This window comes from Pontibacillus chungwhensis, from assembly GCF_030166655.1.
In the GTDB taxonomy this organism is placed as follows: Bacteria; Bacillota; Bacilli; order Bacillales; family BH030062; genus Pontibacillus.
In genome coordinates, this window is sequence record NZ_CP126446.1 from 656,160 (window position 1) to 680,451 (window position 24,292).

At 40.4% G+C, this 24,292-nt stretch carries 35 protein-coding genes; all 35 read left to right on the top strand.

Translation table 11 applies throughout. The features are described from left to right. Nucleotide 1: 1 nt before the first annotated feature. The 35 genes from QNI29_RS03390 to QNI29_RS03560 all read left to right on the top strand — a co-directional run bounded on the left by QNI29_RS03390 (nucleotide 2) and on the right by QNI29_RS03560 (nucleotide 24,288). Nucleotides 2–829, top strand: coding sequence for an ATP-binding protein (locus QNI29_RS03390; protein WP_231418480.1), 828 nt, complete (start codon nucleotides 2–4; stop codon nucleotides 827–829). A 12-nt stretch (nucleotides 830–841) separates the two neighbouring features. Beyond that, nucleotides 842–1,021, top strand: coding sequence for a hypothetical protein (locus QNI29_RS03395; RefSeq protein WP_231418481.1), 180 nt, complete (start codon nucleotides 842–844; stop codon nucleotides 1,019–1,021). 207 nt (nucleotides 1,022–1,228) lie between these two features. Continuing rightward, nucleotides 1,229–1,429 (top strand): hypothetical protein, encoded by a 201-nt coding sequence (locus tag QNI29_RS03400; RefSeq protein WP_231418482.1) that lies wholly within the window; start codon nucleotides 1,229–1,231, stop codon nucleotides 1,427–1,429. A 278-nt stretch (nucleotides 1,430–1,707) separates the two neighbouring features. After that, on the top strand, nucleotides 1,708–2,052 hold the full coding sequence (locus QNI29_RS03405; protein WP_231418483.1) for a hypothetical protein: 345 nt from the start codon (nucleotides 1,708–1,710) through the stop codon (nucleotides 2,050–2,052). Between the two features lie 47 nt (nucleotides 2,053–2,099). Then, on the top strand, nucleotides 2,100–2,840 hold the full coding sequence (locus QNI29_RS03410) for a hypothetical protein (RefSeq protein ID WP_231418484.1): 741 nt from the start codon (nucleotides 2,100–2,102) through the stop codon (nucleotides 2,838–2,840). A gap of 6 nt (nucleotides 2,841–2,846) precedes the next feature. Further along, nucleotides 2,847–3,083 carry a hypothetical protein gene (locus tag QNI29_RS03415; RefSeq protein WP_231418485.1) on the top strand — a complete coding sequence of 79 codons (237 nt, stop codon included), beginning with the start codon at nucleotides 2,847–2,849 and terminating at the stop codon, nucleotides 3,081–3,083. A gap of 465 nt (nucleotides 3,084–3,548) precedes the next feature. Beyond that, nucleotides 3,549–3,680, top strand: coding sequence for a hypothetical protein (locus tag QNI29_RS03420; protein WP_255688642.1), 132 nt, complete (start codon nucleotides 3,549–3,551; stop codon nucleotides 3,678–3,680). Between the two features lie 39 nt (nucleotides 3,681–3,719). Continuing rightward, nucleotides 3,720–3,908 carry a hypothetical protein gene (locus QNI29_RS03425; protein WP_231418486.1) on the top strand — a complete coding sequence of 63 codons (189 nt, stop codon included), beginning with the start codon at nucleotides 3,720–3,722 and terminating at the stop codon, nucleotides 3,906–3,908. Between the two features lie 32 nt (nucleotides 3,909–3,940). Beyond that, complete coding sequence (locus QNI29_RS03430; RefSeq protein WP_231418487.1) at nucleotides 3,941–4,471, top strand: dUTP diphosphatase; 531 nt, start codon at nucleotides 3,941–3,943, stop codon at nucleotides 4,469–4,471. Nucleotides 4,472–4,487: 16 nt separating this feature from the next. Then, nucleotides 4,488–5,255 carry a sigma-70 family RNA polymerase sigma factor gene (locus tag QNI29_RS03435; RefSeq protein WP_231418488.1) on the top strand — a complete coding sequence of 256 codons (768 nt, stop codon included), beginning with the start codon at nucleotides 4,488–4,490 and terminating at the stop codon, nucleotides 5,253–5,255. Between the two features lie 150 nt (nucleotides 5,256–5,405). After that, a complete protein-coding gene (locus QNI29_RS03440; RefSeq protein WP_231418489.1) occupies nucleotides 5,406–5,693 on the top strand; it encodes a hypothetical protein in 288 nt (95 codons plus the stop codon). A 202-nt stretch (nucleotides 5,694–5,895) separates the two neighbouring features. After that, a complete protein-coding gene (locus tag QNI29_RS03445; protein WP_231418490.1) occupies nucleotides 5,896–6,084 on the top strand; it encodes a DUF3954 domain-containing protein in 189 nt (62 codons plus the stop codon). A gap of 292 nt (nucleotides 6,085–6,376) precedes the next feature. Next, on the top strand, nucleotides 6,377–6,565 hold the full coding sequence (locus QNI29_RS03450; protein WP_231418491.1) for a hypothetical protein: 189 nt from the start codon (nucleotides 6,377–6,379) through the stop codon (nucleotides 6,563–6,565). Between the two features lie 15 nt (nucleotides 6,566–6,580). Next, nucleotides 6,581–7,033 (top strand): ArpU family phage packaging/lysis transcriptional regulator, encoded by a 453-nt coding sequence (locus tag QNI29_RS03455; RefSeq protein WP_231418492.1) that lies wholly within the window; start codon nucleotides 6,581–6,583, stop codon nucleotides 7,031–7,033. Then, nucleotides 7,030–7,572: a tyrosine-type recombinase/integrase gene (locus QNI29_RS03460; protein WP_231418493.1), complete on the top strand. Its 543-nt coding sequence runs from the start codon at nucleotides 7,030–7,032 to the stop codon at nucleotides 7,570–7,572. The genes QNI29_RS03455 and QNI29_RS03460 overlap by 4 nt, the downstream gene beginning before the upstream one ends. Nucleotides 7,573–7,635: 63 nt before the next feature. Beyond that, entirely contained in the window at nucleotides 7,636–8,514 is an 879-nt protein-coding gene (locus QNI29_RS03465) for a hypothetical protein (protein WP_231418494.1), read from the top strand. 463 nt (nucleotides 8,515–8,977) lie between these two features. Next, the gene (locus QNI29_RS03470) at nucleotides 8,978–9,565 is read left to right on the top strand and encodes a hypothetical protein (protein WP_231418495.1); all 588 of its coding nucleotides are present in this window, start codon (nucleotides 8,978–8,980) and stop codon (nucleotides 9,563–9,565) included. Beyond that, on the top strand, nucleotides 9,546–11,333 hold the full coding sequence (locus QNI29_RS03475; RefSeq protein WP_231418496.1) for a phage terminase large subunit family protein: 1,788 nt from the start codon (nucleotides 9,546–9,548) through the stop codon (nucleotides 11,331–11,333). The genes QNI29_RS03470 and QNI29_RS03475 overlap by 20 nt, the downstream gene beginning before the upstream one ends. A 51-nt stretch (nucleotides 11,334–11,384) precedes the next feature. After that, a complete protein-coding gene (locus QNI29_RS03480; RefSeq protein WP_231418497.1) occupies nucleotides 11,385–11,606 on the top strand; it encodes a DUF6148 family protein in 222 nt (73 codons plus the stop codon). 14 nt (nucleotides 11,607–11,620) lie between these two features. After that, nucleotides 11,621–13,144 carry a phage portal protein gene (locus tag QNI29_RS03485; RefSeq protein WP_231418498.1) on the top strand — a complete coding sequence of 508 codons (1,524 nt, stop codon included), beginning with the start codon at nucleotides 11,621–11,623 and terminating at the stop codon, nucleotides 13,142–13,144. Continuing rightward, nucleotides 13,137–14,258, top strand: coding sequence for a head maturation protease, ClpP-related (locus QNI29_RS03490; protein ID WP_231418499.1), 1,122 nt, complete (start codon nucleotides 13,137–13,139; stop codon nucleotides 14,256–14,258). The genes QNI29_RS03485 and QNI29_RS03490 overlap by 8 nt, the downstream gene beginning before the upstream one ends. Next, nucleotides 14,258–14,638 (top strand): head decoration protein, encoded by a 381-nt coding sequence (locus QNI29_RS03495; RefSeq protein ID WP_231418500.1) that lies wholly within the window; start codon nucleotides 14,258–14,260, stop codon nucleotides 14,636–14,638. Before QNI29_RS03490 ends, QNI29_RS03495 begins: the two co-directional genes overlap by 1 nt. A gap of 18 nt (nucleotides 14,639–14,656) precedes the next feature. Then, nucleotides 14,657–15,682 (top strand): major capsid protein, encoded by a 1,026-nt coding sequence (locus QNI29_RS03500; RefSeq protein ID WP_231418501.1) that lies wholly within the window; start codon nucleotides 14,657–14,659, stop codon nucleotides 15,680–15,682. Between the two features lie 12 nt (nucleotides 15,683–15,694). Continuing rightward, entirely contained in the window at nucleotides 15,695–16,045 is a 351-nt protein-coding gene (locus QNI29_RS03505; protein ID WP_231418502.1) for a hypothetical protein, read from the top strand. Nucleotides 16,046–16,047: 2 nt separating this feature from the next. Next, nucleotides 16,048–16,353 carry a hypothetical protein gene (locus tag QNI29_RS03510; protein ID WP_231418503.1) on the top strand — a complete coding sequence of 102 codons (306 nt, stop codon included), beginning with the start codon at nucleotides 16,048–16,050 and terminating at the stop codon, nucleotides 16,351–16,353. Continuing rightward, on the top strand, nucleotides 16,350–16,952 hold the full coding sequence (locus QNI29_RS03515; RefSeq protein WP_255688648.1) for a phage tail protein: 603 nt from the start codon (nucleotides 16,350–16,352) through the stop codon (nucleotides 16,950–16,952). The genes QNI29_RS03510 and QNI29_RS03515 overlap by 4 nt, the downstream gene beginning before the upstream one ends. A 3-nt stretch (nucleotides 16,953–16,955) precedes the next feature. Beyond that, a complete protein-coding gene (locus QNI29_RS03520; RefSeq protein ID WP_231418505.1) occupies nucleotides 16,956–17,426 on the top strand; it encodes a hypothetical protein in 471 nt (156 codons plus the stop codon). Next, the gene (locus QNI29_RS03525; protein WP_231418506.1) at nucleotides 17,423–17,719 is read left to right on the top strand and encodes a hypothetical protein; all 297 of its coding nucleotides are present in this window, start codon (nucleotides 17,423–17,425) and stop codon (nucleotides 17,717–17,719) included. The genes QNI29_RS03520 and QNI29_RS03525 overlap by 4 nt, the downstream gene beginning before the upstream one ends. Next, entirely contained in the window at nucleotides 17,719–19,158 is a 1,440-nt protein-coding gene (locus tag QNI29_RS03530) for a phage tail sheath family protein (RefSeq protein WP_231418507.1), read from the top strand. Before QNI29_RS03525 ends, QNI29_RS03530 begins: the two co-directional genes overlap by 1 nt. Before the next feature lie 16 nt (nucleotides 19,159–19,174). Then, nucleotides 19,175–19,693 carry a phage major tail tube protein gene (locus QNI29_RS03535; RefSeq protein ID WP_231418747.1) on the top strand — a complete coding sequence of 173 codons (519 nt, stop codon included), beginning with the start codon at nucleotides 19,175–19,177 and terminating at the stop codon, nucleotides 19,691–19,693. A gap of 10 nt (nucleotides 19,694–19,703) precedes the next feature. Next, entirely contained in the window at nucleotides 19,704–20,036 is a 333-nt protein-coding gene (locus tag QNI29_RS03540; RefSeq protein WP_231418508.1) for a phage tail assembly protein, read from the top strand. A gap of 155 nt (nucleotides 20,037–20,191) precedes the next feature. Next, nucleotides 20,192–22,579 (top strand): phage tail tape measure protein, encoded by a 2,388-nt coding sequence (locus tag QNI29_RS03545; protein WP_231418509.1) that lies wholly within the window; start codon nucleotides 20,192–20,194, stop codon nucleotides 22,577–22,579. Continuing rightward, nucleotides 22,579–22,776 carry a tail protein X gene (locus QNI29_RS03550; RefSeq protein WP_231418510.1) on the top strand — a complete coding sequence of 66 codons (198 nt, stop codon included), beginning with the start codon at nucleotides 22,579–22,581 and terminating at the stop codon, nucleotides 22,774–22,776. Before QNI29_RS03545 ends, QNI29_RS03550 begins: the two co-directional genes overlap by 1 nt. A gap of 4 nt (nucleotides 22,777–22,780) precedes the next feature. Beyond that, on the top strand, nucleotides 22,781–23,788 hold the full coding sequence (locus tag QNI29_RS03555) for a phage late control D family protein (RefSeq protein WP_231418511.1): 1,008 nt from the start codon (nucleotides 22,781–22,783) through the stop codon (nucleotides 23,786–23,788). Continuing rightward, the gene (locus QNI29_RS03560) at nucleotides 23,788–24,288 is read left to right on the top strand and encodes a phage baseplate assembly protein V (protein WP_231418512.1); all 501 of its coding nucleotides are present in this window, start codon (nucleotides 23,788–23,790) and stop codon (nucleotides 24,286–24,288) included. The genes QNI29_RS03555 and QNI29_RS03560 overlap by 1 nt, the downstream gene beginning before the upstream one ends. Nucleotides 24,289–24,292: the final 4 nt, after the last annotated feature.

The following is a 24,292-nucleotide window of genomic DNA, read 5'->3' on the forward strand; positions in this document are numbered from 1 at the left end:
AATGATGAACGGAACTGCAGCCGGATTAAAACGAAACATGGAGCGCTTAAATATCGGACGGATTCAGCAGATCGGAACAAGAACATGTGAGTCATGCCAGGCTCAAGTACCCGTTATGGAACGAACAGATCGAGATGGAGTTGTTCATGAAGAATCGCTCTGCTTGGCTTGCGATACTCAAAAGCTTAAATCTAAAGCTCCTAAGGCTGAGGATATCAAAATTGAAAAAATAAAGCGCTTTGGCGAAAAGTATCAAAAGGTGCCAAGGAAATTGATCGGGAAGACAGTTGCCAAATATGTACCAGAAAATGATTCGGAAAAAGCGATGAAGGAAGCAATTGTTGATTATGTTCGTAATTTTGGAAAGACAGATCATCATTCGCTTGTCCTGAAAGGGCCAATGGGTCTAGGTAAAAGCCATTTAGCTTACGCTGCTTCCTCCGAAATCAGAAGACGCGGTTATAGTGTTATGTATATTGCGGCAGATGACTTTTTATCACTCATAAAGTCCACTTTCGATAAAAAATCTGACCTCACGGAGAGTAAGATTTTCGAAATGATTGAGCAACTGGACCTTCTTGTTTTCGATGAAATAGGGGCTGAGTACTTGAACAAAAAAGATGAGTTTGAGTCCTGGGCTTCTGAGAAAATCCTTAAAGTTACGGACCTAAGGGAAGACAAGCCCACCATCTATACGACTAACTACTCTGCACCGGAAATGGTGAAAAAGTACGGATCAATACAGGGCGGTCGTATTACATCAAGAATGGTAGCTGGAGCTAAACGGATAATGGTAGAAGGGCGAGATCGTCGCGAAGAATTATTTTAGGGAGGTAAGGTTATGTGCACAATTTGCGGAGGAGATTACGTGGTTCATACACCAGTAGAACACGGCTACTTTTTTGAACCATGTCCACAATGCGGGGAGCAACCTCAGGAGGAGCATGAAAAGGAGTTTGCTGAACTTTACAAGCAACTGGACGAGGCAGAGGCCAGGAATAAGGAGAAGCATTCGGCATGAGCAAGGATCGGCTTTACATCGCTCTTACTAAATGTAATTTGGATTGGAAAGAATCTGAGGTTAAGAGATTTCGAGAGTATTGGGATCAGGGCTACAGTTTTATGGCGATAGCCAAGATGTTGAAGCGATCACAAAAAGATGTGCTGGCATTGACACTGGATCAAACAACAGAAGGTCTCGTTTCTTGGAGACACGGAGGTGCTATAGGTGACGAATGGGGAAGAAAACCAGTTAAGAAAAGCAGTTAATGCTTCAAGACGGAGACAATTTTTAATTGGTGTGCTACTTGATATGGATGTAGAAACCTCAGCGGCAGGTAAGTCTATTAAAGATTTATCGCTCTACGAATTAGAAGATCTGCACGCTAGTAAGAAATATCGCTTTGCTAATAGCGGGGTGAATTCGTGAAGATGCATAGGGGAGAAGTTACCACTTATATGCTCAGTCACCAGGAGTTAGAGAAAAAGCGAATCGGAGCAAAATGTGATCTAGAAGATCGAAAGCAAGCAAAGAGCGCAAATTATTCATTAGTCAGGAACAAAAGGACTGGAAGAAAAGATGGGTAAACGGAAACGTAAGTGGTACTTGTTGTCCAGGCGTGAAAACTACCAGATGGTGCATAGGTACGAACCATTGCACAAGTACGAACTCCTAAGTCGCAGGAAGAACGGATGGAGGGTAATAGAATGAGTCAGATCACATTAGAAGATCTAATCTACCAATTCGATGAATCTAAAATAAATGTACAACGAAGCTACTTTGATCAGTTGAAATACTTTGAGGTTAAGGCCTATATTCCCGAAGATGTTAAAGGACCCTTGGAGCTAGGCATGCGTCCTGAAGGGGAAGAGTTTCAAAGAAAACTAGATTTATGGTGTAAGTATGCTGTAGCTATTTGGGACTTTAATGATCTTACTTGGCTGGAAGCTACCGATCAGTTAAAGAAGTTTAGGGACTCTGATCAGCCTGTTGGTTTGAAGATTTGGTTACATTCAGATTTTCGTCCAGAAAGTGTAACTGAGTATTTGTAAGCAACAGAGTAAGCATTGTGTGTAATTCAAAAAAGGAGGAATTATTAATGAATTTAGAAAGCAGCGTTAAAGATGCTATTGCTAAGAAATTATCTGACGGTACGGTTGAAAAGCTAATCGAGGAGCAAGTGGAAGAAGGAATTAAGAAGGCACTAAAAGATTTATTCGGACTCTTCGGTGATGCGAACAAAGTAATTGAACAGCAACTTAAATCAGTTATGGTTCCTTATCTTGAAAAATACGATTACAGCCAGTATGTAACAAAACTTGATGCAGTTTTAGTGGATGTACTGAAAAGCTCTTCACTGGATAATAAGCAATTGCTTGATAACTTTAAAAACCTTATGAGTCCAGAGACCGAAAAAGTCACAAAGATCACGGAACTCTTTGAGCAATGGAAAGAGTACGTAGCACATAACGTTGATACAGATGATTTGGAAGTTGATCTCGATGATGAGCCTAGTTATGAACCTGTAGCTGTTTCAGTACAAGTCGAATTTATGGAAGATCGCTCTTGGAGTTCTTTTCAAAACGGGATGATTACTTTTGAGTGTGAGCATGATGAAACATTGAATATTCAATTCCCTGTACATCGTTGGGAGAAATTCGATAAAGAGGAATGGACGATTGACTATAAAACACCTCATGATCTGAGTTCTCTAAAACGCCTTGATGAGTTTGAAGTTCTACTAATGAAAATGAATCAGAATAACACCAAGATCATTGTCGATGAAGAAATGATACATGACGATGTTTACCCAGAAGAAGAGCCAGAGGCGTCATTCTAATAGATTATGGCGAGTGGGTGCATAGTTGGTGATTGCTACGTGTGTGGTTGGCTTGTATATGAGGATGAACAGACTTGGTACAACGATAGTCTTAAACACTCTACATGCAAATCTAAGCCACAACTAAAGCAAGAGAATGAAAGGCTTAAGGAAGAGTTAGCTGAGTACAGAAAGTGGTTTGGTCAAATGAAAATGACCGGATGGGAAGAGGGAGCAAAGAAGCTCCAGAAAGAAACAAAGTAGCGATTGTGTGTAATAGATAAGAAGCTGAGCGTTATAAGAGGCTCAGCATCTGGACAATAAACTCGATAACTAAGATCAACCATTCGTGTTTAACCACCTTGATTTCCAAATCGGCATTAAAAGATAGTGAAAATTTCATGTAAACATCTCCCCTTAAAGTCTAACTTGTCGATTTTCAGAGAGAGTCGTAACACACTTTTAAAAGTAAATTTGATTTTAGGCGATTGGAATTATTCATAGCAAAGCTAAAAGGAAGGACGGACCAGACACATGAAGTACTACAAATTAAAAGGAGAGATATTGATGAAAGAGCTTAAAGTATCTGATGAAAAAGGATTGTAGGACGTTAAGGTATTCCAAGTTTGTGAAAGTGATGCTGTAGCTGCTTATTCTCTTGATGAAGCTATTGAATTTTACCAAAAACAAACTGGACTTGAAGATGATGAATTACATGGATATGAGGATATGGAAGTTGTTCCTCTTGATTACAAGGTACGTGAAAGTGAGGGCAGCGAGGAGCTTATAACGGTTCGTGAAGTGATTGAAATGTATTGGGAAGGTAAGCCATTCATTGCACTTTCTACTGGGGGATATTAAGACGGATCACGAAGATTATGCGAAACAAGGAGGGTCAGCATGAGTGAGCCAATTATAGCTAAGTGGCAAGATCGTTGGGGTGAGGAACACGTACTGTTGGAAGGTAAAGGTGAGGACATTTTATATGCAATACCCGAAAGAAAAGATGAAGAGGGAAATTCTCATGTTGAAATGTTGTCCAAAAAGGCTCTTCTGGAGTTTGTGGGTAAGTTGAACGAAACAAAATGATAGTTCAGTTGAATTGGGAGAGGGGTAAACGAATGAATTTAGATAAGTTAATGGAGGTCCAGGGCGGTTTAGATTCTCATGTTGTTCTTGAAAAAGGATTGGAAGAGCAGGACTTGTTTAACCAAAAAGTCCTCGCTCTTCAAGTAGAAATTGCAGAATTAGCTAATGAGACTCGCTGCTTTAAATTTTGGTCGAGCAAAGAACCGAGCGAACCTGAAATACAACTAGAAGAATACGTGGATGGGATTCATTTCTTTTTAAGCTTAGCAATTGATTTGAAAATGGAGCCAAGTAGCTTAATGGTTTGGGATGATTTTACGGAAGCAAACTTAACGGAAACGTTGTTAAGCGTACTAAGTGAAATTTCAAGCCTGTATGTTTTAAAAGACGTTAATTTGCCAGCTTCTATTTTCTTAGAAGACCTACAAGAAATCCTCCGGGAGGCCTTTCAGGTTTATGTAGGTATCGCTAGTAAGTTTTTAGGATTCTCCTGGGAAGAAGTAGAGGAAGCGTACTATAAGAAGAACAACATCAATCACCAGCGACAGCTTAACGGCTACTGATCGAGAGGTGGAACTCATGAATGAACGTTACGTTGATGGCGAGTGGGTAACGGCAGAAGACTTAATTCGGAAGCATCGTAAGTTTATTTGGAAACAGGTAAAAAAGTACATTGCTAGAGGAAAAGGAGCAGGCTTTACACCAGATGATTTATATAGCTGCGCATGTATTGGAGTTATGAAAGCATTTGATAGTTTCGATGCAGAAAAAGGGTACAAGTTTCTCACTTATGCTGGCACAAAGATGATGGGGCAAATAGACGCGGAGATCAGAAAAAATTCCGGGCTCATCCATTTGCCGGCTCTACAAGATCAGCTTGTTCGTAAAATTAAAGCCGAGGATATGGTAGAAAAAAATGCTGAGGAAACCGCAAAACATTTCGAAGTGAAATTGGAACACGCTGAATTGGCCAAACAGTATTTGATGCCAAGAATTTCGACTGAAACGCCTATCAATGAAGAAGGGGACACTACGTTAGGGGATTTCCTTGTAGGCGATAGTTTCGACGAATCTGTGGTAGTCGTAAATGACTTCCTTGAAACACTAACTGATTTAGAAAAAGACGTTTTGCTCATGAAGATGGAGTCACGAACAGTCTATGAAATTGGCGATAAATATAATAAGTCACGAGGATGGCCGGAGATAGTAATCAATAGGGTGAAAAAGAAATACGTGAAGTATTATAAGGAAGTTAATGAGGTGGCTCAAGGAAATCTTGCCAAGGCAAAGCAGCTCCTAAGTGAAACAGACATAAGAGGTCAAGAGGTCGCTTTGGAAGTACATTGAGCATTTTAAGCAGATCGGAGGGGAGAGAACATGAATAAATGCGTTGAGTGTAAGAAAAAAGATGCAACTCATTGGTCTTGTCATCTTTGCGAGAAATGCTTTGAAGAAATCCTCGCTGATAAAGTAAAAAACAGTTAAGGGGGCATAATTTTGGTTAATGAAGAGCTATTTAATGCAATAAAAGAATTTGGGAAGAAAATTGCTAATGTATTTAAAGCCGTCTGCTTAAAGTTTTCAGAACACCTCAGGTCAAAAGTTAAATATATTGCTAAGTTACACACGAAAACTAAGGAAAAAAGTCACGAACAGATTGAGGAATTGAGAGTTTGGAAACGGAATATTACACTGCACAATCAATTGGCCCTTGTACAGCTGAAACAATATGACTATAAGTATAAGCCAACTAGACTAACGAGCAGAGGGAAGACCCGTCAGTAATGGAAGGAAGCGTTCAAGATGATCAAATATTTTTGTAGTTGCTGCGGGAAAGAATGGTGGTCACTGAAGATTGAGGTCATCCAGTGTTGTGGTTTTTATGTCGTACATGAAGAATTTGAGTAAATAAAAAAAGCCAGGGCGGACCCTGACTCTTAGCATAGTGCTTGCCAACTACTATTCTATCATATCGGGGGTCTGCTTTGTGGGACAAATTAAAATGGAAACAACAATAGATCTTTCTGAAAACGCAATGTATGTGGTAAGAGATGGTCAGATTACAAAAGTAAGCGCGAAGCCGTTTGGCTCAGATGAAGTTGTTTGGAAGGACGGAAAAGTGGTTGATGTGGTTAGAACTCAACGACAGCGTTTGAATGGGCAGGAGGTTATATAATGGACCAGCCAAATGGAAAATATTCAAAAATTGAAATGGAAATGGCCTTAGATCAATTCATTAATTCTTTGGATATATTAATTGCAAAATCTGAGCACGATGCAAAGCTATAAAAAAAAGAAATATTAAGATTTGGTGTTAGCAGGATTTACAGAAGTACAGGCTATGGAAATTATTAAAGCAAGACCTTTGGTTGAATAAATATGTCTGAGCGAAGAACGCAGGACACAGATCAAGAGCACTAGGCTCTTGATCTGTGTCCTTTTTTAAATATTTGGAAGGGAGTAACTCTATGTCTGATCAATTAAGGGACCAGTTAAAAAAGTATAAAAAGAAACATGGCATTAAATCTCCTTCACCTAAGAAAAAATCAAAAAAGGACAACAGTGAATCCTATTCTAGGAGTGAGATTGAAAGTCTCATGGGTATGAATCGTCCTACTTATAAACGTGGACCTGGTGGAGCTTATAAGCAAAAATAAAGGAGTGTGGTTGTAATGGCCAAGCAAATTAGTTTTGAATTACCAAAGATTAATCGTCCCAAAACTAAAGAAAGAGTGGAAGCTGCTCTAGAAAAGTACCGAATGTATAAGCTCATGGAGCCATTGGACGCATCCACGAAAATTACATCTTCTTTTAAAGAGGTTCCATCGAGCTCCGGTTTTGGCAGTCACTCCAAAACGGAAGAAGCTGCAGTTGAAAAGATTGATAAAGAAGCTGAAAGAGATGTCTATATGAGGCGGATTGAAAGAGCCTTGAAACGTCTTAACAGAAAAGAAAGCGCAGTAATCACTAAGAGATACATGCAAGAAGATGATGTGTTTGATTATGAAACCTATAACGATCTGGGCTTTAGCGAACGCACCTATTACAGGATAAAGGGTGATGCTTTTTACAAATTAGCCTTCATTTTAAAAGTTGCGGTTTATGAGGAGGTGGAGAAGCAATGAATTTTGTTCAACCTATAAGGGATCCTATAATGATTAATCAGGTCAAAGACTACTTGCTCGAGAAAAGCGAACGTAACTACATGCTCTTTGTAATTGGGATTAACACGGGTCTAAGGATTTCAGACATTCTCCAGCTAAAGGTAAAAGATGTTGAGGGGATGCATATCAATTTACGTGAAAAAAAGACAAAGAAACGAAAAAAAATAAGGATTACTCCCCAGCTAAGACGTGAATTAAAATGGTATATAGCAGACAAAGCCCCTAATGAATATTTGTTTAAGAGCAGGAAAGGAGGCAACAAAGCTATAGGGCGTAGTATGGCTTATAAGATACTGAGAGATGCTGCTGATCAATTTGGTTTAAAAGAGATCGGGACACATACCTTGCGCAAAACATTTGGATATCATTTTTATTTACAAACTAAGAACACAGCAATGCTTCAAGAGCTGTTTAATCATAGCTCTGAAAAAATTACTTTAATCTATATAGGAATAAATCAAGACACACTAGATAAAGCCATGTCTAAATTCAAAATTTAAAAAAGAGGTTAAGTGGGTAGTATTCAGGAATTAGATAAAGAATAAAAAAGTTTGGGTGGTTATATGAAAATGGAAGTATTAATAACTACTATTGCGACCTCCACTGCAGCTTTAGTCGCAATTATAGGTGGATTTCTAGTAAGTAGAGTTTTAACTTTATCCAGTGAGCAGTCGGGTATTTTGAGGAAGGTACGTGAGATAAGTAAAGATATTCAAGCTAAAAAGCAGTTGTTAACAACTATTGATAAGCAACTTCTTGATTTAGATGCTGAAGATTTTATTCAAGAACATTACAAAAGATTAATTTCCGAACAGGACTTTGAAGCGATTTTAGAAGAGCACTATCAATACAGGGGATACGAAGAATTGAAGCCATATGTAAATGAATTGTATAGTGTATGGAATGATTTTTACAAGAGATCCCAACAGAATATAGAAAGCGAGCATCCGGAAGTAGAATTTAATCATTTTTTTAAGAAGTACAAGTTTGAATTCCCAAACCGAAGAAATTGGTATGAAATGCTTTTTGTATGGAGAGCCCAAGTAGAGAGTCATGATCCTATGAAGCGTCTATTGGAAGCCCATGATGTAATAATGCCTAACTCTGCCACAGAGGACTATAAACAAAAAGCTAACAACAAAGCAAATATGGAATATGAATTGAAAGTTCTAAGATTAAGAAGAGATGAACAGAAGAAGCTGCTTGGCGAGTTTGGTAAACCCAAGGGCCTTTGGATGGGATTGCTTGTTTTGGTTTATGCATGCGCAGTGGGGGTGGCCTACCCTATTACATTGTTGCCTTATCCAGTAGGAATTTATGATGATCAAAATACTAAGTCCTTATTATTATCTCTTTTCTTTAGCGAGCTTATATTTCTATTTGTCTATTTGGCTTACTACACCTTCATACTAACTAAAAGAGAAAATGAAGAATATAGGTAGATATAAATACGCTTATCAGAAGCGTATTTTTTATTGGACAATAAATGTCTGCCTTTGAATGATACTTAAATATAGAGTTGTGTAATTCAATAATAAATGTGCAAATAAAACATATTTATCAAGGCTTTCAGCCTTTGGGTGAATGATTCAGTATATAAGATATGGGTAATTAGATAATATTGGCAGACTGTTGGCAGAATAAGGGCAGGTTGTTCGTGTTTTAATGCGTTATATTAATAGTATAGAAAATTAAATCAAACAGACCGATAACTTGGGAACCCGCGTCAACACTGATGTTGAGCGGGTTTTTTAATGCACATAGAAGTTTTGGGTCCTTCTGGAGAAACCGAACGTATGCGGGTGCGTTCGAGCGCGAAAATGGCCCAGTTTCAGGGACTCAAAGGTCGTTTCGTTTTCGCTCCCGGTGATTCTGGGAAATAATCGTAGGAGGTGGGTCGAAGCCATGGCTGGTAAGGATTCAAGCGAAAGTAAATATGAAGTAACTACTAAAGAAATTAGCGAAATCCTAGGTGTTTCAACACGTAGAATTCAGCAGTTAGCCAAGGAAAATGCGCTAGTTCGCGTTTCGCATGGCAAGTTTGACCTTCCTTCGTCCATTAATGCTTACTTGGAATTTCAAATGGAGAGAGAGCGATCGGATGAAGAAATAGATAAATACGTAGAAGAAGCTATGTGGACCAGAGCTAAACGAGAAAAAACTGAACTAGAGCTAAAGATCATGAAGGGGGAAGTTCACAGGGGAGATGATGTAAGGAGAGTAATAAGTGATATGTTGGCTTCCTTTAGAGGTCGTTTGCTATCATTCCCATCCAAGTATGCTCCTCAAGTGATTGGATTAACCGAAATTCCTCCTATCAAAGAAAAATTGAAACAGGGGATATTTGAAGCGTTGGAGGAGTTAGCTGAATATGATCCTCATGTCTTTTACGATGAGAGCAGGGACAAGCTATATATAGAGGATGAGGAAGATCAAGAGGAAGAAGTTGATGAAGGAGAAGAGCTAAAGAACGATGGCCAGACGGAAGAATAGCACTGAAAAACTTATTTCCTCTTTAATTAAAGACATTCTCCCTCCACCTCCTGATTTAACGGTTTCAGAATGGGCCGATCAGTTTAGAAAACTTTCTAGTGAAGCTTCAGCTGAGCCGGGACAGTGGCGTACTGATCGAGCTCCATATCAACGAGAAATTATGGATTCAGTTAATGACCCAGAACTAAAAAAGATTGTAGTTATGTCCAGTGCTCAAGTTGGGAAAAGTGAATTGTTATTAAATACGGTTGGATATCATGTAGATTTCGACCCAGCACCAATTCTCCTAATTCAACCGACTGAAGATAAGGCGAAGGCTTTTTCTAAAGAACGTCTAGCTCCTATGATTCGTGATACACCTGTATTACGGAAGAAGGTAGCAGATTCTAAGACGAGGGACGGCGGTAATACCACTTTGCAGAAAGCTTTTCCCGGTGGATATATAGCTTTAGGTGGAGCTAATGCACCAAGTGGTCTTGCCTCTCGCCCCATTCGTATCCTTCTGGCTGACGAAGTGGACCGTTTTCCGGTCAGTGCTGGTTCTGAAGGGGACCCTTTATCACTTGCCGAAAAGCGTACTAACAACTTCTATAATGCTAAGAAGATCTTTGTTTCCACACCAACGAATAAAGGTGTATCGAGAATAGAAAAGGAATTTGAACTGAGCACCCAGGAGCATTGGAATTTACCATGCCCTTCATGTGACGAGTATCAGCCTTTAAGGTGGGCTCAAATAAGTTTTGAATCTGTTTCCCACGCATGTAAATATTGCGGATCACTTCATAATGAATATGAGTGGAAAAATCAGCACGGGAAATGGATAGCAGAAAATCCTGATTCGCCCACAAGAGGTTTCCATTTGAATGAATTGGTATCGCCGTGGAGCCCATGGCAGAAGATTATCGATGATTTTAAGACTGCTAAGAAGAATGGTCCTGAAGCTATGAAGGTTTGGGTGAATACCTCGCTTGGTGAGACATGGGAAGAAGATGGGGAGCAAGTTGAAGAAGATGAATTGCTGGCTCGAAGCGAACATTACGAAGCAAGTATTCCGTATGGAGTTAAGCTTCTAACAGCTGCGGTCGATGTTCAAGATGATCGATTTGAAATAGAAGTTGTGGGGTGGGGATCCGGTAAAGAATCATGGGGCATTCACTATCACACTATATATGGAGACTTGAAACAACAGGTCATCTGGGATGACCTTGATGAATACCTTAGTCGAACTTGGGAGAATGTCGAAGGAAATCGATATAGCATTGCCTGCACCTGCGTTGATAGTGGAGGTCACTTCACATCTGAAGTATATCGTTTCTGTGCACCGAGGAAGGTAAGAAGAATCTTCCCTATTAAAGGTGAAGGTGGTAATGGAGGCGAGCATAAACCATTACTTATTGGTGTTTCAAAACGCCAGAGAGAAAAGGTTAACTTGTTTAGAATAGGTGTTGACGAAGGAAAAGCAAAAGTAATGTCCCGTCTGCAGGTGGAAAACCAAGGACCTGGATACTGTCACTTTCCCATAGGTAATGGTTACGGCGCTAACTATTTTAAGGGGTTAACTGCTGAAAAGTTAGTAACTAGATATAAGCAAGGTGTACCCTATCAAGTATGGCAAAAGGTACGAGAGAGGAATGAACCGATAGACTTGCGAGTTTATAACACAGCAGCTCTCGAAATTCTTAACCCGGACCTAGATAATCAAACGCTAATGAGTCAACCTAAGAAACGAAAAAGAAAGAGGCGACGCAGATCGTCTCGTGGGATGTAAGAAGCCTAGTTGCGATGCAACGGGCTATTTTTTATGGAATGAGGTGTTTCTATGCCTGGCATCACATTAGAAGAGGCCAAGAGAAAATTGAAGATATGGCTTGATGCAGAAGATAAAGTAGCCACTGGCCAGTCCTATCGGATCGGTAACAGACAGATTCAAAGAGCAGATCTCCCAGAGATCCGTAAACAAATTAATTATTGGAGAAAAGAAATTGGGAGATTAGAAGGTGGACGGCGACGTGTACGACGAGCTGTTCCGAGAGATTGGTAGGGAGGTGAACACTGTTGAACTTCTTTGATCGAGCAATTGCTTTTGTAGCTCCCCAAAAAGCCTTGGAAAGAGCAGGGGCTAGAAAACGAATGGAAGTACTGAATCAAGGTTATAGTCACCATGGAGCTAGTACTAAAAAGAAAAGTTTAGTCGGATGGCTGACTCGCTCAGGCTCAGTTCTTGAAGATATTGAAAAGCACATACCTACTTTAAGAGAGCGATCGCGTGATTTATATATGGGTTCTCCTTTGGCTACGGGCGCATTAAAGACAATGCGGACTAACGTTATTGGGAGTGGATTAAAACTAAACTCTCAAATAGATTATGAATATTTAGGCATGACTTTAGAAGAAGCGGACCGTTGGCAAACGCAAGTAGAACGAGAATTTGAACTATGGGCTGAGTCGGTTCATTGCGATGCTCAACGTATGAATAACTTTTATGAACTCCAACAATTAGCTTTTCTATCGCAGTTAATGTCAGGCGATAGCTTTGCTTTACTACCATATATCGAACGACCCAATATGCCATATGATTTGCGCGTGCAAGTATTAGAATCTGATCGGATTTGTACGCCAGAAGATAAGAAAATGGACATGGACAATAAGATCGTCAACGGAGTTGAAGTGAACAGCAGAGGAGAAGTGGTAGCTTATCATATTGCGCAGCAACATCCTAACTCTACTTCGCTCTCAAAAAATGATTGGAGACGAATTAGGAAGTATGGTTCGAAAACAGGGCGCCCAAATATCATTCATTTGATGGAAACTGAACGACCGGAGCAAAGAAGAGGCGTTCCAGTTCTCGCTCCCGTCATAGAATCACTTAAACAATTAAGTCGTTATTCTGAAGCAGAGTTGATGGCAGCAGTTGTTAGTGGGATGTACACCGTATTCGTCAAAACAGAAGGCGGTGAAGAGGGGAACTTAGGACAGATGTACGATTACGACGACGAAGAAATTGATGAACAAGATGAAGGTTCATATGAATTAGGGAACGGTTCGGTCGTTGAACTTGATGAAAATCAATCAGTGGAAGTTGCGAATCCCGGGAGACCTAACCCTGCGTTTGATGGCTTTGTTACCTCTATCTGTAGACAAGTAGGAGCTGCGCTTGAAATCCCTTATGAATTGTTATTGAAACACTTTACAGCCTCATACTCAGCCAGTAGAGGAGCGCTATTAGAGGCATGGAAGATGTTTAAAATGCGTAGAGCATGGATGGCGAGTGATTTTTGTCAGCCGATCTATGAGGAGTTTTTAGCTGAGGGTGTAGCTAAAGGAAGAATTGATGCACCAGGCTTCTTTAGTGATCCAGTTGCAAGAAAAGCTTACGCAAACGCTGAATGGAATGGACCTTCTCAAGGGCAGTTAGATCCTTTGAAGGAGGTGAAAGCAGCTACCGAACGAGTCAATCAAGGGTTCAGCACTCGGACGAGAGAAACGGTAGAACTCGGGAATGGAGATTTCTTCAGAAATAATTCATTAAGAGAAGTTGAAGAAAAAGCTAGGAAAGAAGGGGGGCTAGACAATGCCTAAAGTTCTAATTAAGGGACCAATCATCCCAAACAGTCACCAGTGGATTTATGACTTATTTGACATGGAGGCTACAAGTCCTAAGAAAGTGTCAGATGAGCTTTCTAAATCCCAAAATCGAGACTTAGAGGTAGAGATTAATAGTGGTGGCGGTTCAGTATTTGATGCTTCTGAAATCTACACCGCATTGAAAAATCACAAAGGTAATGTACAAGTAAATATTGTGGGGATAGCAGCTAGTGCTGCGTCAGTTATTGCAATGGCTGGGAATAAAATATCAATGTCACCTACAGCACAGATGATGATTCACAATGCATCTTCTGTCAGTCGAGGAGATTATAGGGATATGGATCGATCTTCGAATTTTCTTCAAAATGTCAATAAGACCATCGCAAATGCTTATAAGCTAAAGAGTGGAAAGTCGGATAAAGAGTTACTATCTATGATGGATGATGAAACTTGGATGACAGCTCAACAAGCACTTGAGCATAAATTGATTGACGAAGTAATGTTCGAAAAGCAAGTAGGGGCTTCAGCAAGTGCTTCCTATGCAGATACGTTGCCCGAGCAAGTAATCGAGAAAATTCGGAATGAGTTTGCTAACGAGACTATGGAGCAGGCAAACAGCACACCGAAAACTGGTGCAAGTGGTGGAAACGAAGGTGGAGTTGTTCTGCCACAAAATACTCCCATGGCAAGTAACCAAACGAGTGTGAAAGGAGCGGAAGAAGATATGGATTTAGAAAAACTAAAGAATGATCACCCTGAACTCTTTAAAAAAGTGAAAGCAGAAGGTTATGACGAGGGGGTCAAAGCAGAAAATACGCGCATTAAGGATATTGAGGACTTAGATATACCAGGAAGTCAAAACCTCATCCATACAGCTAAATTTGAAAATAAGGAAACAACAGCTGCTGACCTGGCTATTCAAATCGTAAGAGCCCAGAAGGAACAAGGGACGACGTTTTTAAATAATAGTCGCGATGATGCACAAGAATTAGATTCTGTACAAGGTTCTGCTGCTCCAGAAGGTAGCGGAGATCAACAACAGGACCAAGAAACTGCTGCAACTTCTATTGCTGATGTAGTCAATTCAATTCGAGGAGGTAGAGAATAATGCCAGAACAACTATACACGAAAACAGATGAATATTCACCAGACCGTCTTATTGCGGGTAATCAAATCCCTTTGATTGCAGAAGGTATTACGCTATCTGCGGATCAAGGGGTTTTAAAACGTGGTACAGTCATTGGAGTTGTGACAGCCAGCGGAGAAGGAGTACTTGTAGATAAAAGTAAGACTGATGGTTCTGAGAAAGCCTATGCTGTATTGGCAGAAACCGTGGATACCACTGGCGAAGTAAAAGTAACACCAGGATATATTACAGGGTTGTTCAATGTTAATGAACTAGCATTTGCAGATGAGGATGCCATTGATGACCACAAAATTACAATGCGTGAACGCGGTTTGTATGTAAAAGATGTTATTTCTTATTAAATTTGAGGGGGAAACAAAATGCCACCAGTAGATATTTATAGCACTCGTACAATGTTGAGCGCCATCTCTCAGATGAAGCCGGCTCGAACATTCTTAATGGACACGTTCTTTCCAAACTTTGAGACAAAGGTAACGGAAAAAGTGGATGTAGATTTTAAGAAGGGTAAACGTAAAATGGCACCTTTCGTATCACCGCGTGTAGGCGGTAAAGTAGTAGAACGCCAAGGATTCCAAACTTATACCTATGCGGTGCCAAAGATTGCCCCTGAACGTGTAATGACAAGTGACGACATTACACGTCGCAGTATGGGGGAAGGTCTGTATAGTGCAAAGACGCCAGCCCAAAGAGCTGTAGAATTAATGGCTACAGACATTATGGATCTAGATGATTTGATTACGCGACGTGAAGAGTGGATGTGTCGAGAAGTTCTCTTCGGTGGGAAAGTCCTTATGGTTGGGGATGGTATCGAACAAGAGGTCGATTATAATTTCACAAATAAAGAAACGCTATCGACAGGTTCTAAGTGGAATGAAGGTACATCCGAGAAGTTAGCCGATTTAAAACGCTGGCGTCTTCAAGTCATCCAAAAGACCGGGAAAGCTCCAAACGTTTGCATTATGGAATCAAGCGTTGTGGATGACTTCTTAGCTGATAAAGATGTTAGAGAGTTAATGGATTTACAGCGTTTAAACGTAGGAGCTATTGAACCTTCTATTCAAAATGAAGCCGTTACCTTTATCGGGCGCCTTTCTTCATTGGGGATTGAAATTTACAGTTATGATGAATGGTATCTGGATGAAAATGATGAAGAACAACCAATGGTGCCAGTGGGGCATGTGTTGCTTGGTTCACGAGGGATGAATAAACGTCTTTATGGTGCTGTAACTCAAATTGAAGATAATAGTTTTGTGACGATCGAAGGGACTCGAGTTCCTAAATCGTGGATTGATAACAAAAACGAAGTTCGCATGATGCGTTTATCTGCTCGCCCGTTACCTGTACCGGTGGATGTAGACAGCTGGTATGTGGCTAAAGTTAAGTAAGGAGGGTTTAATATGGCTATTACTGCAAAGACTCGCATCTCCACTCGTAGAGAAGGCAGGCTTGAAACTTATGAATCAGGCGATGTAATAAATGGATTAAATAAAGCAGAAGAACAGCGTCTCGTCAAAGAAGGGGACGCTGTTTTTACTTATGCACCCTCTATTCCCGAAGATGACAAAACTGAAAATCATCCTAAAGAGCTATCGTTTGAGGGCATAGAACTCTCAGATTTAAAGGATGCTGCAACCGAAGCTGGTATCACGTTCAATGGGAATATCGGTTTTGATAAGCTAGTAGATCGTATTCAAGAAGAAGGAAAAGCTGAAGAAGTCCTTGCCACTTTCGAAGATGAGGATGAGTAACAATGTCAGCCTTTCGTGAAATGTTAGAGAGTGATATTAGTATTTTCATGGATATAGATGAATTTGGAATTGAGACTAATATTAACGGAGAGTTTTTTACCGTGGTAATGGATGAAGAAGAGATGGTCGAGGGGATTGAGCGTCCAGGCATCTACATGAACAAAGTGGCATTCTATATTAGAACGAATGATATTCCTAAACCTTATCGAGGAGAACGAATGATTTTCGATGAAGAGGACTATTATGTTGATTCAGTAGTTGAGCATGACGGCCTTTATCGAGTAGTACTAGAGGTGCTGGACTCATGAGGGTAGATATAGCGACAGACAGAAGGGCTTTAAGGAATATAGAAAGGCGATTAGGGGCTTTGGAGAAGAAAGCCCCTAACGTTTTATCTAAGTCTTTAAATCGTGCTGCCACAAATGCCAAAAAAAATGTGTCTGTAGAAACTAGAAAGAAATATAGACTTTCTGCTGCAAAAATCAAAGAAACTATGAATGTGAAGCGTGCCAATTACAATTCTCTTAGCGCAAGTATTATCACTCGAGGTAATTTGATTGGATTAGATCATTTCAAGGTTTCCCCAAGCGAACCTAGACATCACACACCTCCTCGATCACTTAAGGCCGGAGTTGAAAAAGGGTCACTTAAAAAGATTCCTGGAGCGTTTGTAGCTAATGCTGGAAATGGCAATTTTGTGTTCCAACGTCAAGGTAATGCTCAACACAAATCGGTACGTAGTGGTGGAAGGGTTATTCAGTCGCAATTACCTATAAGGCGCTTATTTGGTCCTTCAGTCCCTCAAATGGTTGGTAATGAAGAAACGATGGATGTAGTGCGACGAAATGCACAAGAAATGTATGACCGCACTATCGATCACGAGATTGAGCGCATGTTGAGGAGGTAATCCATGATACCACTTGAATTGCAGGATGATTTGAAAAAGGAATTAGAAAAGTTATTTGTGGGCATCCCGTTCCCTTTGGCTGATGGAGAAGAGGGTCCTTTAAATATCTACGAACAATATCTCCCTACTAAAAGCGGAAGAAGAGATTCCAATCAGTACCCTTGTCTTTTAGTCAAGCTGTTAGAAGGAGAAGAGCAAGAAGAAGAAGCCCCTTATACCATACAGGTAACTTTGATGGCTGGGGTTTATGACGGTTCTGAGGAAAGGATAGGTCATGAGAGCGTTAAGCTAATCCTCAGGAAAGTCTACGATTTTCTTAAAAAGAAGCCAGTTATAGGTGGAAAGTTTGAGTGCACTTACCCTATCAAGTGGGCCCTAACAGATGAAGATTTTCACCCTTACTATTACGGTGGAATTGAAGCAAGCTTTACAGTGCCGAAAACTATAAGAGAGGATGTGAATCACCTATTATGACAAAAGCTGAGAAAAATGAAGTTAAAACTTCAACAAATCGGACTAGAAAAATTAAAGATAAGCAGATGGTCTATGTCGGACCAAACTTATTGCAACTTAACACCTATACCGTATTTAAAGGCCCAGTCCCGAAGCATGTGGAGTCCTTGATTCAAAAACAACCAGCTGTTGAAAAGCTAATTGTACCTGTAGAACAACTTCGAGAAGCAGAGCAAGCTTCTAAAACAAAGGGGACGCTAGAACACCGTTATCGGACTGAGATAGAAGAATGGCTAAGAAAGGGTGATAAATAATGTATCGTCACGGATCCTATACCTCGGAGGTCCCGACTTCTCTGGTACCTCCAGCTAATAGTACTGCAAGTTTACCGGTCGTTTTCGGTACGGCCCCTATAAATCAATCTAAACGAGAAACAGCACCGGTTAACGAGCCGGTGCTTTGTTATACCTATAAAGAGGCTATTGAAGCCTTAGGTTATTCTAGTAACTTTAATGACTACACGCTATGCGAGTTTATGAGTTCGCACTTTTCGTTGTATGCTCAAGCTCCAGTTGTTTTTGTTAACGTCTTAAGTCCTGAAGCACATAAAAAGTCAGGTACCCCAGCAACCTTAACTGTAACAAAAGGAAAAGCAACGTTAGCAGAAAACGGCGTTCTGCTGGATTCACTTGTTATAAAATCTGATGACGGCTCAACGACTTATGCGAAAGATCAAGATTATGTCATAGAATTTGATGACAATGGTCATATTAATTTGTTCTTTAGTGTGAGCCCCGACATTTCTTCTGTCCAAGCAGAATTCGAGCAACTAGATCCAACAATGGTGAGTGGCCAAGACATTATTGGCGGAGTAAGTCCTGATGGTCGTATCGAAGGTCTGGAACTTGTAAATCAAATCTTCTCAAGGTTCCGTTTGGTGCCAGGGCAAATTCTTGCACCTAAATATTCTACGGATTCAGCTGTAGCAGCTGTCATGGCTGCAAAAGCATCTAACATCAATGGCCTTTTCAAAGCGGTAGCACTTATTGATATTTCAACAAGTGCAGTTTCGAGCTATACAGAGGTTCCGGCACACAAAAACGATAATAACCTGACGTCTCCATATCAATTCCCGTGTTGGCCAAAAGTTTCATTAGGGGGGACCCAATATCATTTCAGCACTCAGTTGGCGAGCGTTATCTGCCGTACAGATGTTGAAAACGAAGATATTCCATATGTTTCACCCTCTAATAAAAATTTGCAAGCTGATAGCGCTGTTTTAGAAGATGGTTCTGAAGTTTACCTTGGGGTAGAGCAAGCAAACTACTTAAATGGTGAAGGGATTACAACAGCGCTCAACTTCATTGGTGGATGGAAAGTCTGGGGGAACCGTACAGGGGCATATCCAGGTGAGACGGATCCAAAAAATACCTTTATTTCTGTTCGTAAAATGATGAATTGGATACAAAATCAGACAATTTTGACTTGTTGGCAAAAGGTTGATGATCCGACTAATAAAAGGCTTATAGAAACAGTAGTAGATAGTATGAACGTTTGGCTTAACGGCCTATCAGCCCGGGGCTTTATTTTGGGTGGACGAATTGAATTTGTAAAACCTGAAAATCCATTGACCAGCTTGATTGATGGAAAAGTCACATTTCATATTTTCGTGACTCCCCCTACGCCAGGTAAGGAATTGAATTTCCTGGTAGAGTTTGATCCGAATTATTTTGATACATTATTTCCATCATAAAAGGAGGTTGTAAGTGATGAATAAAATTCCTGAAAAGCTGATTAACTACTCTGTCTATCGTGAAGGTGCAGAGTGGCTTGGGACAGCTGACGTAGAATTGCCTTCATTGGAGGCATTGTCTGAAACGTTGAAAGGCGCTGGTATTGCTGGCGAAGTAGATAGTCCAGTATTGGGTCACTATGCAGCGATGACAGCTACATTGAACTGGAGGACGATGAACAAATCCCAATTTAAATTAGCAGCTCAAAAATCACATGCTCTTGATTTCCGGGGGGCGATGCAAGTGTTTGATGCAGGCTCGGGCACTTATGAACCGACAGGGGTACGCGTATCTATCCGAGGGGTGCCGAAGACAACGGGGATTGGGAAATTTGAAGTAGGAGCTACTACAGATAGTTCTAATGAATTATCTGTATCTTACTTAAAAATCGAAGTTGACGGCGAGAGAATCGTCGAGATTGATCAATTTAACTATATTGCTTTTATTGATGGTGAAGATGTTTTGGAAAAAGTAAGACAAATACTAGGACAGTAGGTGAACAAAGATGACAAATGATAATAATGTAGAAGTAATTGAATTGGAAAACGAGGTAACCTTAAAGAAACCTATCACTTTTAATAATCAAGAATACCGCACTCTGAAACTAGACCTAGATAAATTAACAGGTCAGGATATTGAGGATGCAGAGCTGCAATACACTGTTCGGAACCCGGATCTATCGGCTCAAACTCCAATGAAAGATCTTAGCAAAGGGTTTCAAGCTATCGTAGCGGCAAAAGCTGCTGGACTTCCTGTAGATGTAATCAAGTCTATGTCTGCTTCTGATTATGGAAAAGTAACTCGGATGGTTCAAGTTTTTTTACTAAAAGGGGACTGAATAAGCAACCTGGAGAGCTGATCAAACGATCAGCTCTTTATTGTGCCCGTAAATCCGAAACTCCCCTTGATTATTTCATGAATCAAACCGTTGATGGGTTACTTCGCTGGAAGAAGACCATAGAGAATGCCTTCCCTGATGAAGGGGGGAAATAAATGGCCAAAACTTATGAGCTCGCCTTTAAGCTAGGGGCAGAGCTTACCAATAATTTTAAAAGTACGTTTAAACAAGCAGGAAAAGCAATTACTGGTGTGGGAGCAGCGGTTACCTCTGTAGCAGGAGCAGTGGGGGCCGGTGCTCTTTTGCATAATTTTGACCAGATGGCTGACAGTATGAATAAACTCCAGGCTGCAACAGGTGAAACGGGAAAGGATTTTGAAGAACTTAAAAGCCTTTCCCGTGATATTTTTGCAAACAACTACGGGGAAAACTTTGGTCAAATTAATGATGCTCTGATCAGCGCTAAGAACATAACTGGAGAAACAGGTAAAGATCTGCAGAAATTAACTGAACATGCATTTTTGCTTTCAGATACTTTCGATTACGAGGTAAATGAAAGTGTAAAGGCTTCAGATGTTTTAATGAAGAACTTCGGATTATCGGGCGAGCAAGCTATGGCTTACATTGCTGAGGGGTCCCAAAAAGGGTTGAACTATGCTGATGATTTTATGGACACCATCCGGGAATATTCGGTACATTTTGATGCTGCTGGATTGAGTGCCCAGGACTTCATGGGAATGATGCAGAATGCAAAGAATGCAGGGGTTTTTAATCTTGATTATGCAGCGGATGCATTTAAAGAGTTCGGAATTATCATGCGAGAGGATAGCGATAGGGCTTCCAATGCATTATCTCAACTAGGTTTAAATTCAACAAAGCTGAGAAGTCAATTCGCACAAGGCGGAGAAGGGGCTAAACAAGCCTTCCAGACGATTGCCAAAGAGCTATCTAAAGTAAAAGACCCTCTTGATCAAAATGCAATAGGGGTAGAGCTCTTTGGTTCGAAGTTTGAAGACATGGGAGCTAAGGCTGTTCTTGAAATGGCTAAAACAAATGACGCCATCAAAGGCTCCACCGATACTCTTAACCAAATGAATGAGGTAAGGTATGATTCGATGGGCAACGCTTTTAAAGGGATGGGGAGAACTCTCCTAGTCGAGCTTGCTTATCCTATCAGCGATTACCTGCTTCCTGCGGTTAATAACTTTGCTAATCATTTAAAAGACGTTCTACCTATTGCGGTAGATTATCTTAAGAATGTAATGCAAACGATCGGCCCGGTTATTCAACAATTGTGGGGGAACTTTCAAGCTATACTTCCAGCCCTTGGCCAAGCTTTCTCTTCTCTAATTCCATTATTGCAAAGCTATGCTATGGTATGGCAAGAGCAGGTTGGTAATTTAGCGAGTAATATTTTGCCTTTACTAGCGAATGCTGTAGCAACGATCTTTCCATTTATTCTTCAAGTGGTCCAACAAGCTGTCCCGTTTGCCGAAGTATTGTTAAGTTCTTTGATACCTGTAATATCCAGCTTAGCGTCTACTGTTCTTCCTATGCTTTTGCAATATGCTCAAGCTGTTTTCCCGGTTTTCTTATCTGTCATACAGGCTGTTCTACCTATAGTAGTTAATTTAATACGGTCAATTATTCCGGTTATTATACAAATAGCTTCCACTGTACTCCCGATTCTATTACAAGTAGTGCAAACCATTTTTCCAATTTTACTCCAGATCATTCAATCAGTCATCCCGATTGTCATCTCGATCTTAAGCGGGGTAGCCTCAATAATTACTGGAGTAGTTCTTCCGGCTATTCGAGGCATATTAGCAATTGTCCGATTTGTGTTTCCATTAGTCCTAACTTTAGTACAAAATTCACTCACATTAATAGGTGGAGTACTAAAGACATTTACTAAAGTGCTGCAAGGAGACTGGAGCGGGGCTTGGAAGGCGATAAAATCTACTGCCGTGGAAATCATGAATAATATAATTGGTTTCTTTAAAGGGATTGATTTATTAAGCATCGGTAAGAACATGATTGGTGGATTGGTCAAAGGTATTGGTTCTATGAAAGACGCTGTGCTAAATGCAGTGCTATCAGTAGTACCAGGCTTCTTGAGAAATAAAGTGAAAAACTTTATCGGTGGCGGAAGCAGCAAGGGACAAGTTCCTCAGTATGCAACAGGCGGCATAGTATCGAATGCGCAGCTTGCCATGATTGGTGAAGGTGGCGATACAGAAGCTGTTATCCCTTGGAATAACACGAAGAGAGCTCTCGACTTGTGGACGTTGACGGGTCAAAAGATTGGAGCTCTCGGGGGAACTGATCAAGGGCCTTCAGAAAGTCCATTCGATGTAAAACCAGCGAGTTATTCTTCTAATGATAACTCTAGTAATTTTGTCTATCATGCAGGACCAACCAATGTCTATATCCAGGGAGATGCGGATAAAGATGAGGTAGCAAGAGGTATTGAAGAGGGAGAACGATCTGCCAGGGAAGAGTGGGAAGAAATGATAAAGGACCATGAGAGGACGAAATTTTAATGGTATATGAGACTTTACAAGGAGATACTTGGGACGGCATTGCCTATAAATTCTATAAAGATGAAACGAAAATGATCGAGTTATTGAGGGCTAATCCAGTGCACATTAACACGGTCATTTTTAGTGCTGGGATCTCGCTTGATATACCAGCTGTTGAAGTTAAACCGAAAGAAGAAAAACCCCCATGGTTGAGGTGATGAGATGAAAGCAAGAAGAGCCAAAGTCATAATTGAATATCAAGGAGTCGATATTACAACGGATTTGGCTCCTTACTTGCTGAGTTTCGTTTACTCAGATAACGAAGGTAGAGCAGATGATATTCAAATCACGTTGCAAGATCGAGAAGCAAAATGGCATGGTCCTTGGTTGCCAGGCAAAGGTGATATTATTAAGGCCTCTATAGAAGTTGAAGCTTGGGATAAAGAAAATGATAATCGCAAGCTTAACTGTGGAGTATTTTATGTTGATGCTGTTGATTTTTCCGGGCCACCCGACACCGTGAAAATTAAAGCTTTATCTGTACCTATTGCTCCAGGTGGTAAAAATTCTAAACGGTCACGAACATGGGAAGGAGCAACGCTCTCTAAAATTGCAAGCGATATAGCAGATCAAGCTGAGTTAACCCTTCTTTTTGATGCAAAGGATGTAACCTACGACCGTGTGGATCAAGTTGAACGAACAGGACTTTCATTTTTATCGAACTTAGCTCGAAAAGAGGGAGCTGCCACAAAGGTAAATAGTGAACAACTAATCGTGTACGATGAACAAAAATACGAAAGTAAAGCACCCATAAGGGAAATTGTTAAAGGGGAGTCCAAGGTATTGGGCTACTCCTTTTCTATTTCTACAGCGGAAAATGAATATAAAGAATGTACGGTTTCGTACTTTGATGAAGATCAGAAGAAGACACTAATTTATACGTATGTCGTACCTGGCGTAGATGAAGGTCCAACTCTTACCGTGAATCAGCGAGTGAAATCTCTAGCTGAAGCAAAAAGGCTAGCTCGCAAATCAGTTCGTAACAAGAATAAGTACGAGAGAACTGGAAAATTAAAAATGATGGGGAGTCCTGAGTTTGTTCAGGGGTTAACCATTATCACAAACGGGTGGGGGAAATACGATGATAAGTACTTTATTGAGTCTTCCGTACACCGCGTTAACAACGGATATACTACAGATTTAAATATACGAAAGGCGTTGAATTATTGATGTATCAATTTCAGTCAGCAAGCGCCCAAACAGCAGAAATACTTCGTGTAGGCGTAGTTGCCTCCGTAGATGCTACAAAAGGTACAGTCAGGGTACGTTTTGAAGATCGTGAGGATGTAACGTCCCACAACTTAAAAGTAATTGTTCCTCAAACTATGAAGACCAAGTATTACCGAATGCCTGATATTGACGAAACAGTTTTATGTTGTTTTCTTCAAAATGGCATTGAAACGGGGTATGTCATTGGCTCTCCTTATTCGGAAGTGGACTCTCCGCCAGTGAGTGACGCAGATCTCAAAGGTGTTTGGTACGAAGATGGGACCTATATAGAATATAATGCTGAATCAAGTACATTAACCATCCAAGCCTCTAATCCTATTAATTTAAATGGGGCTGTACGACTTGATGGCGATATTGAAGTCACTGGGAATATAAAGGTAAATGGAAATATTGATCTGGCTAAGGATCTTCTAATAGGTGGAGATGTTATCAATAAGTAGGTGA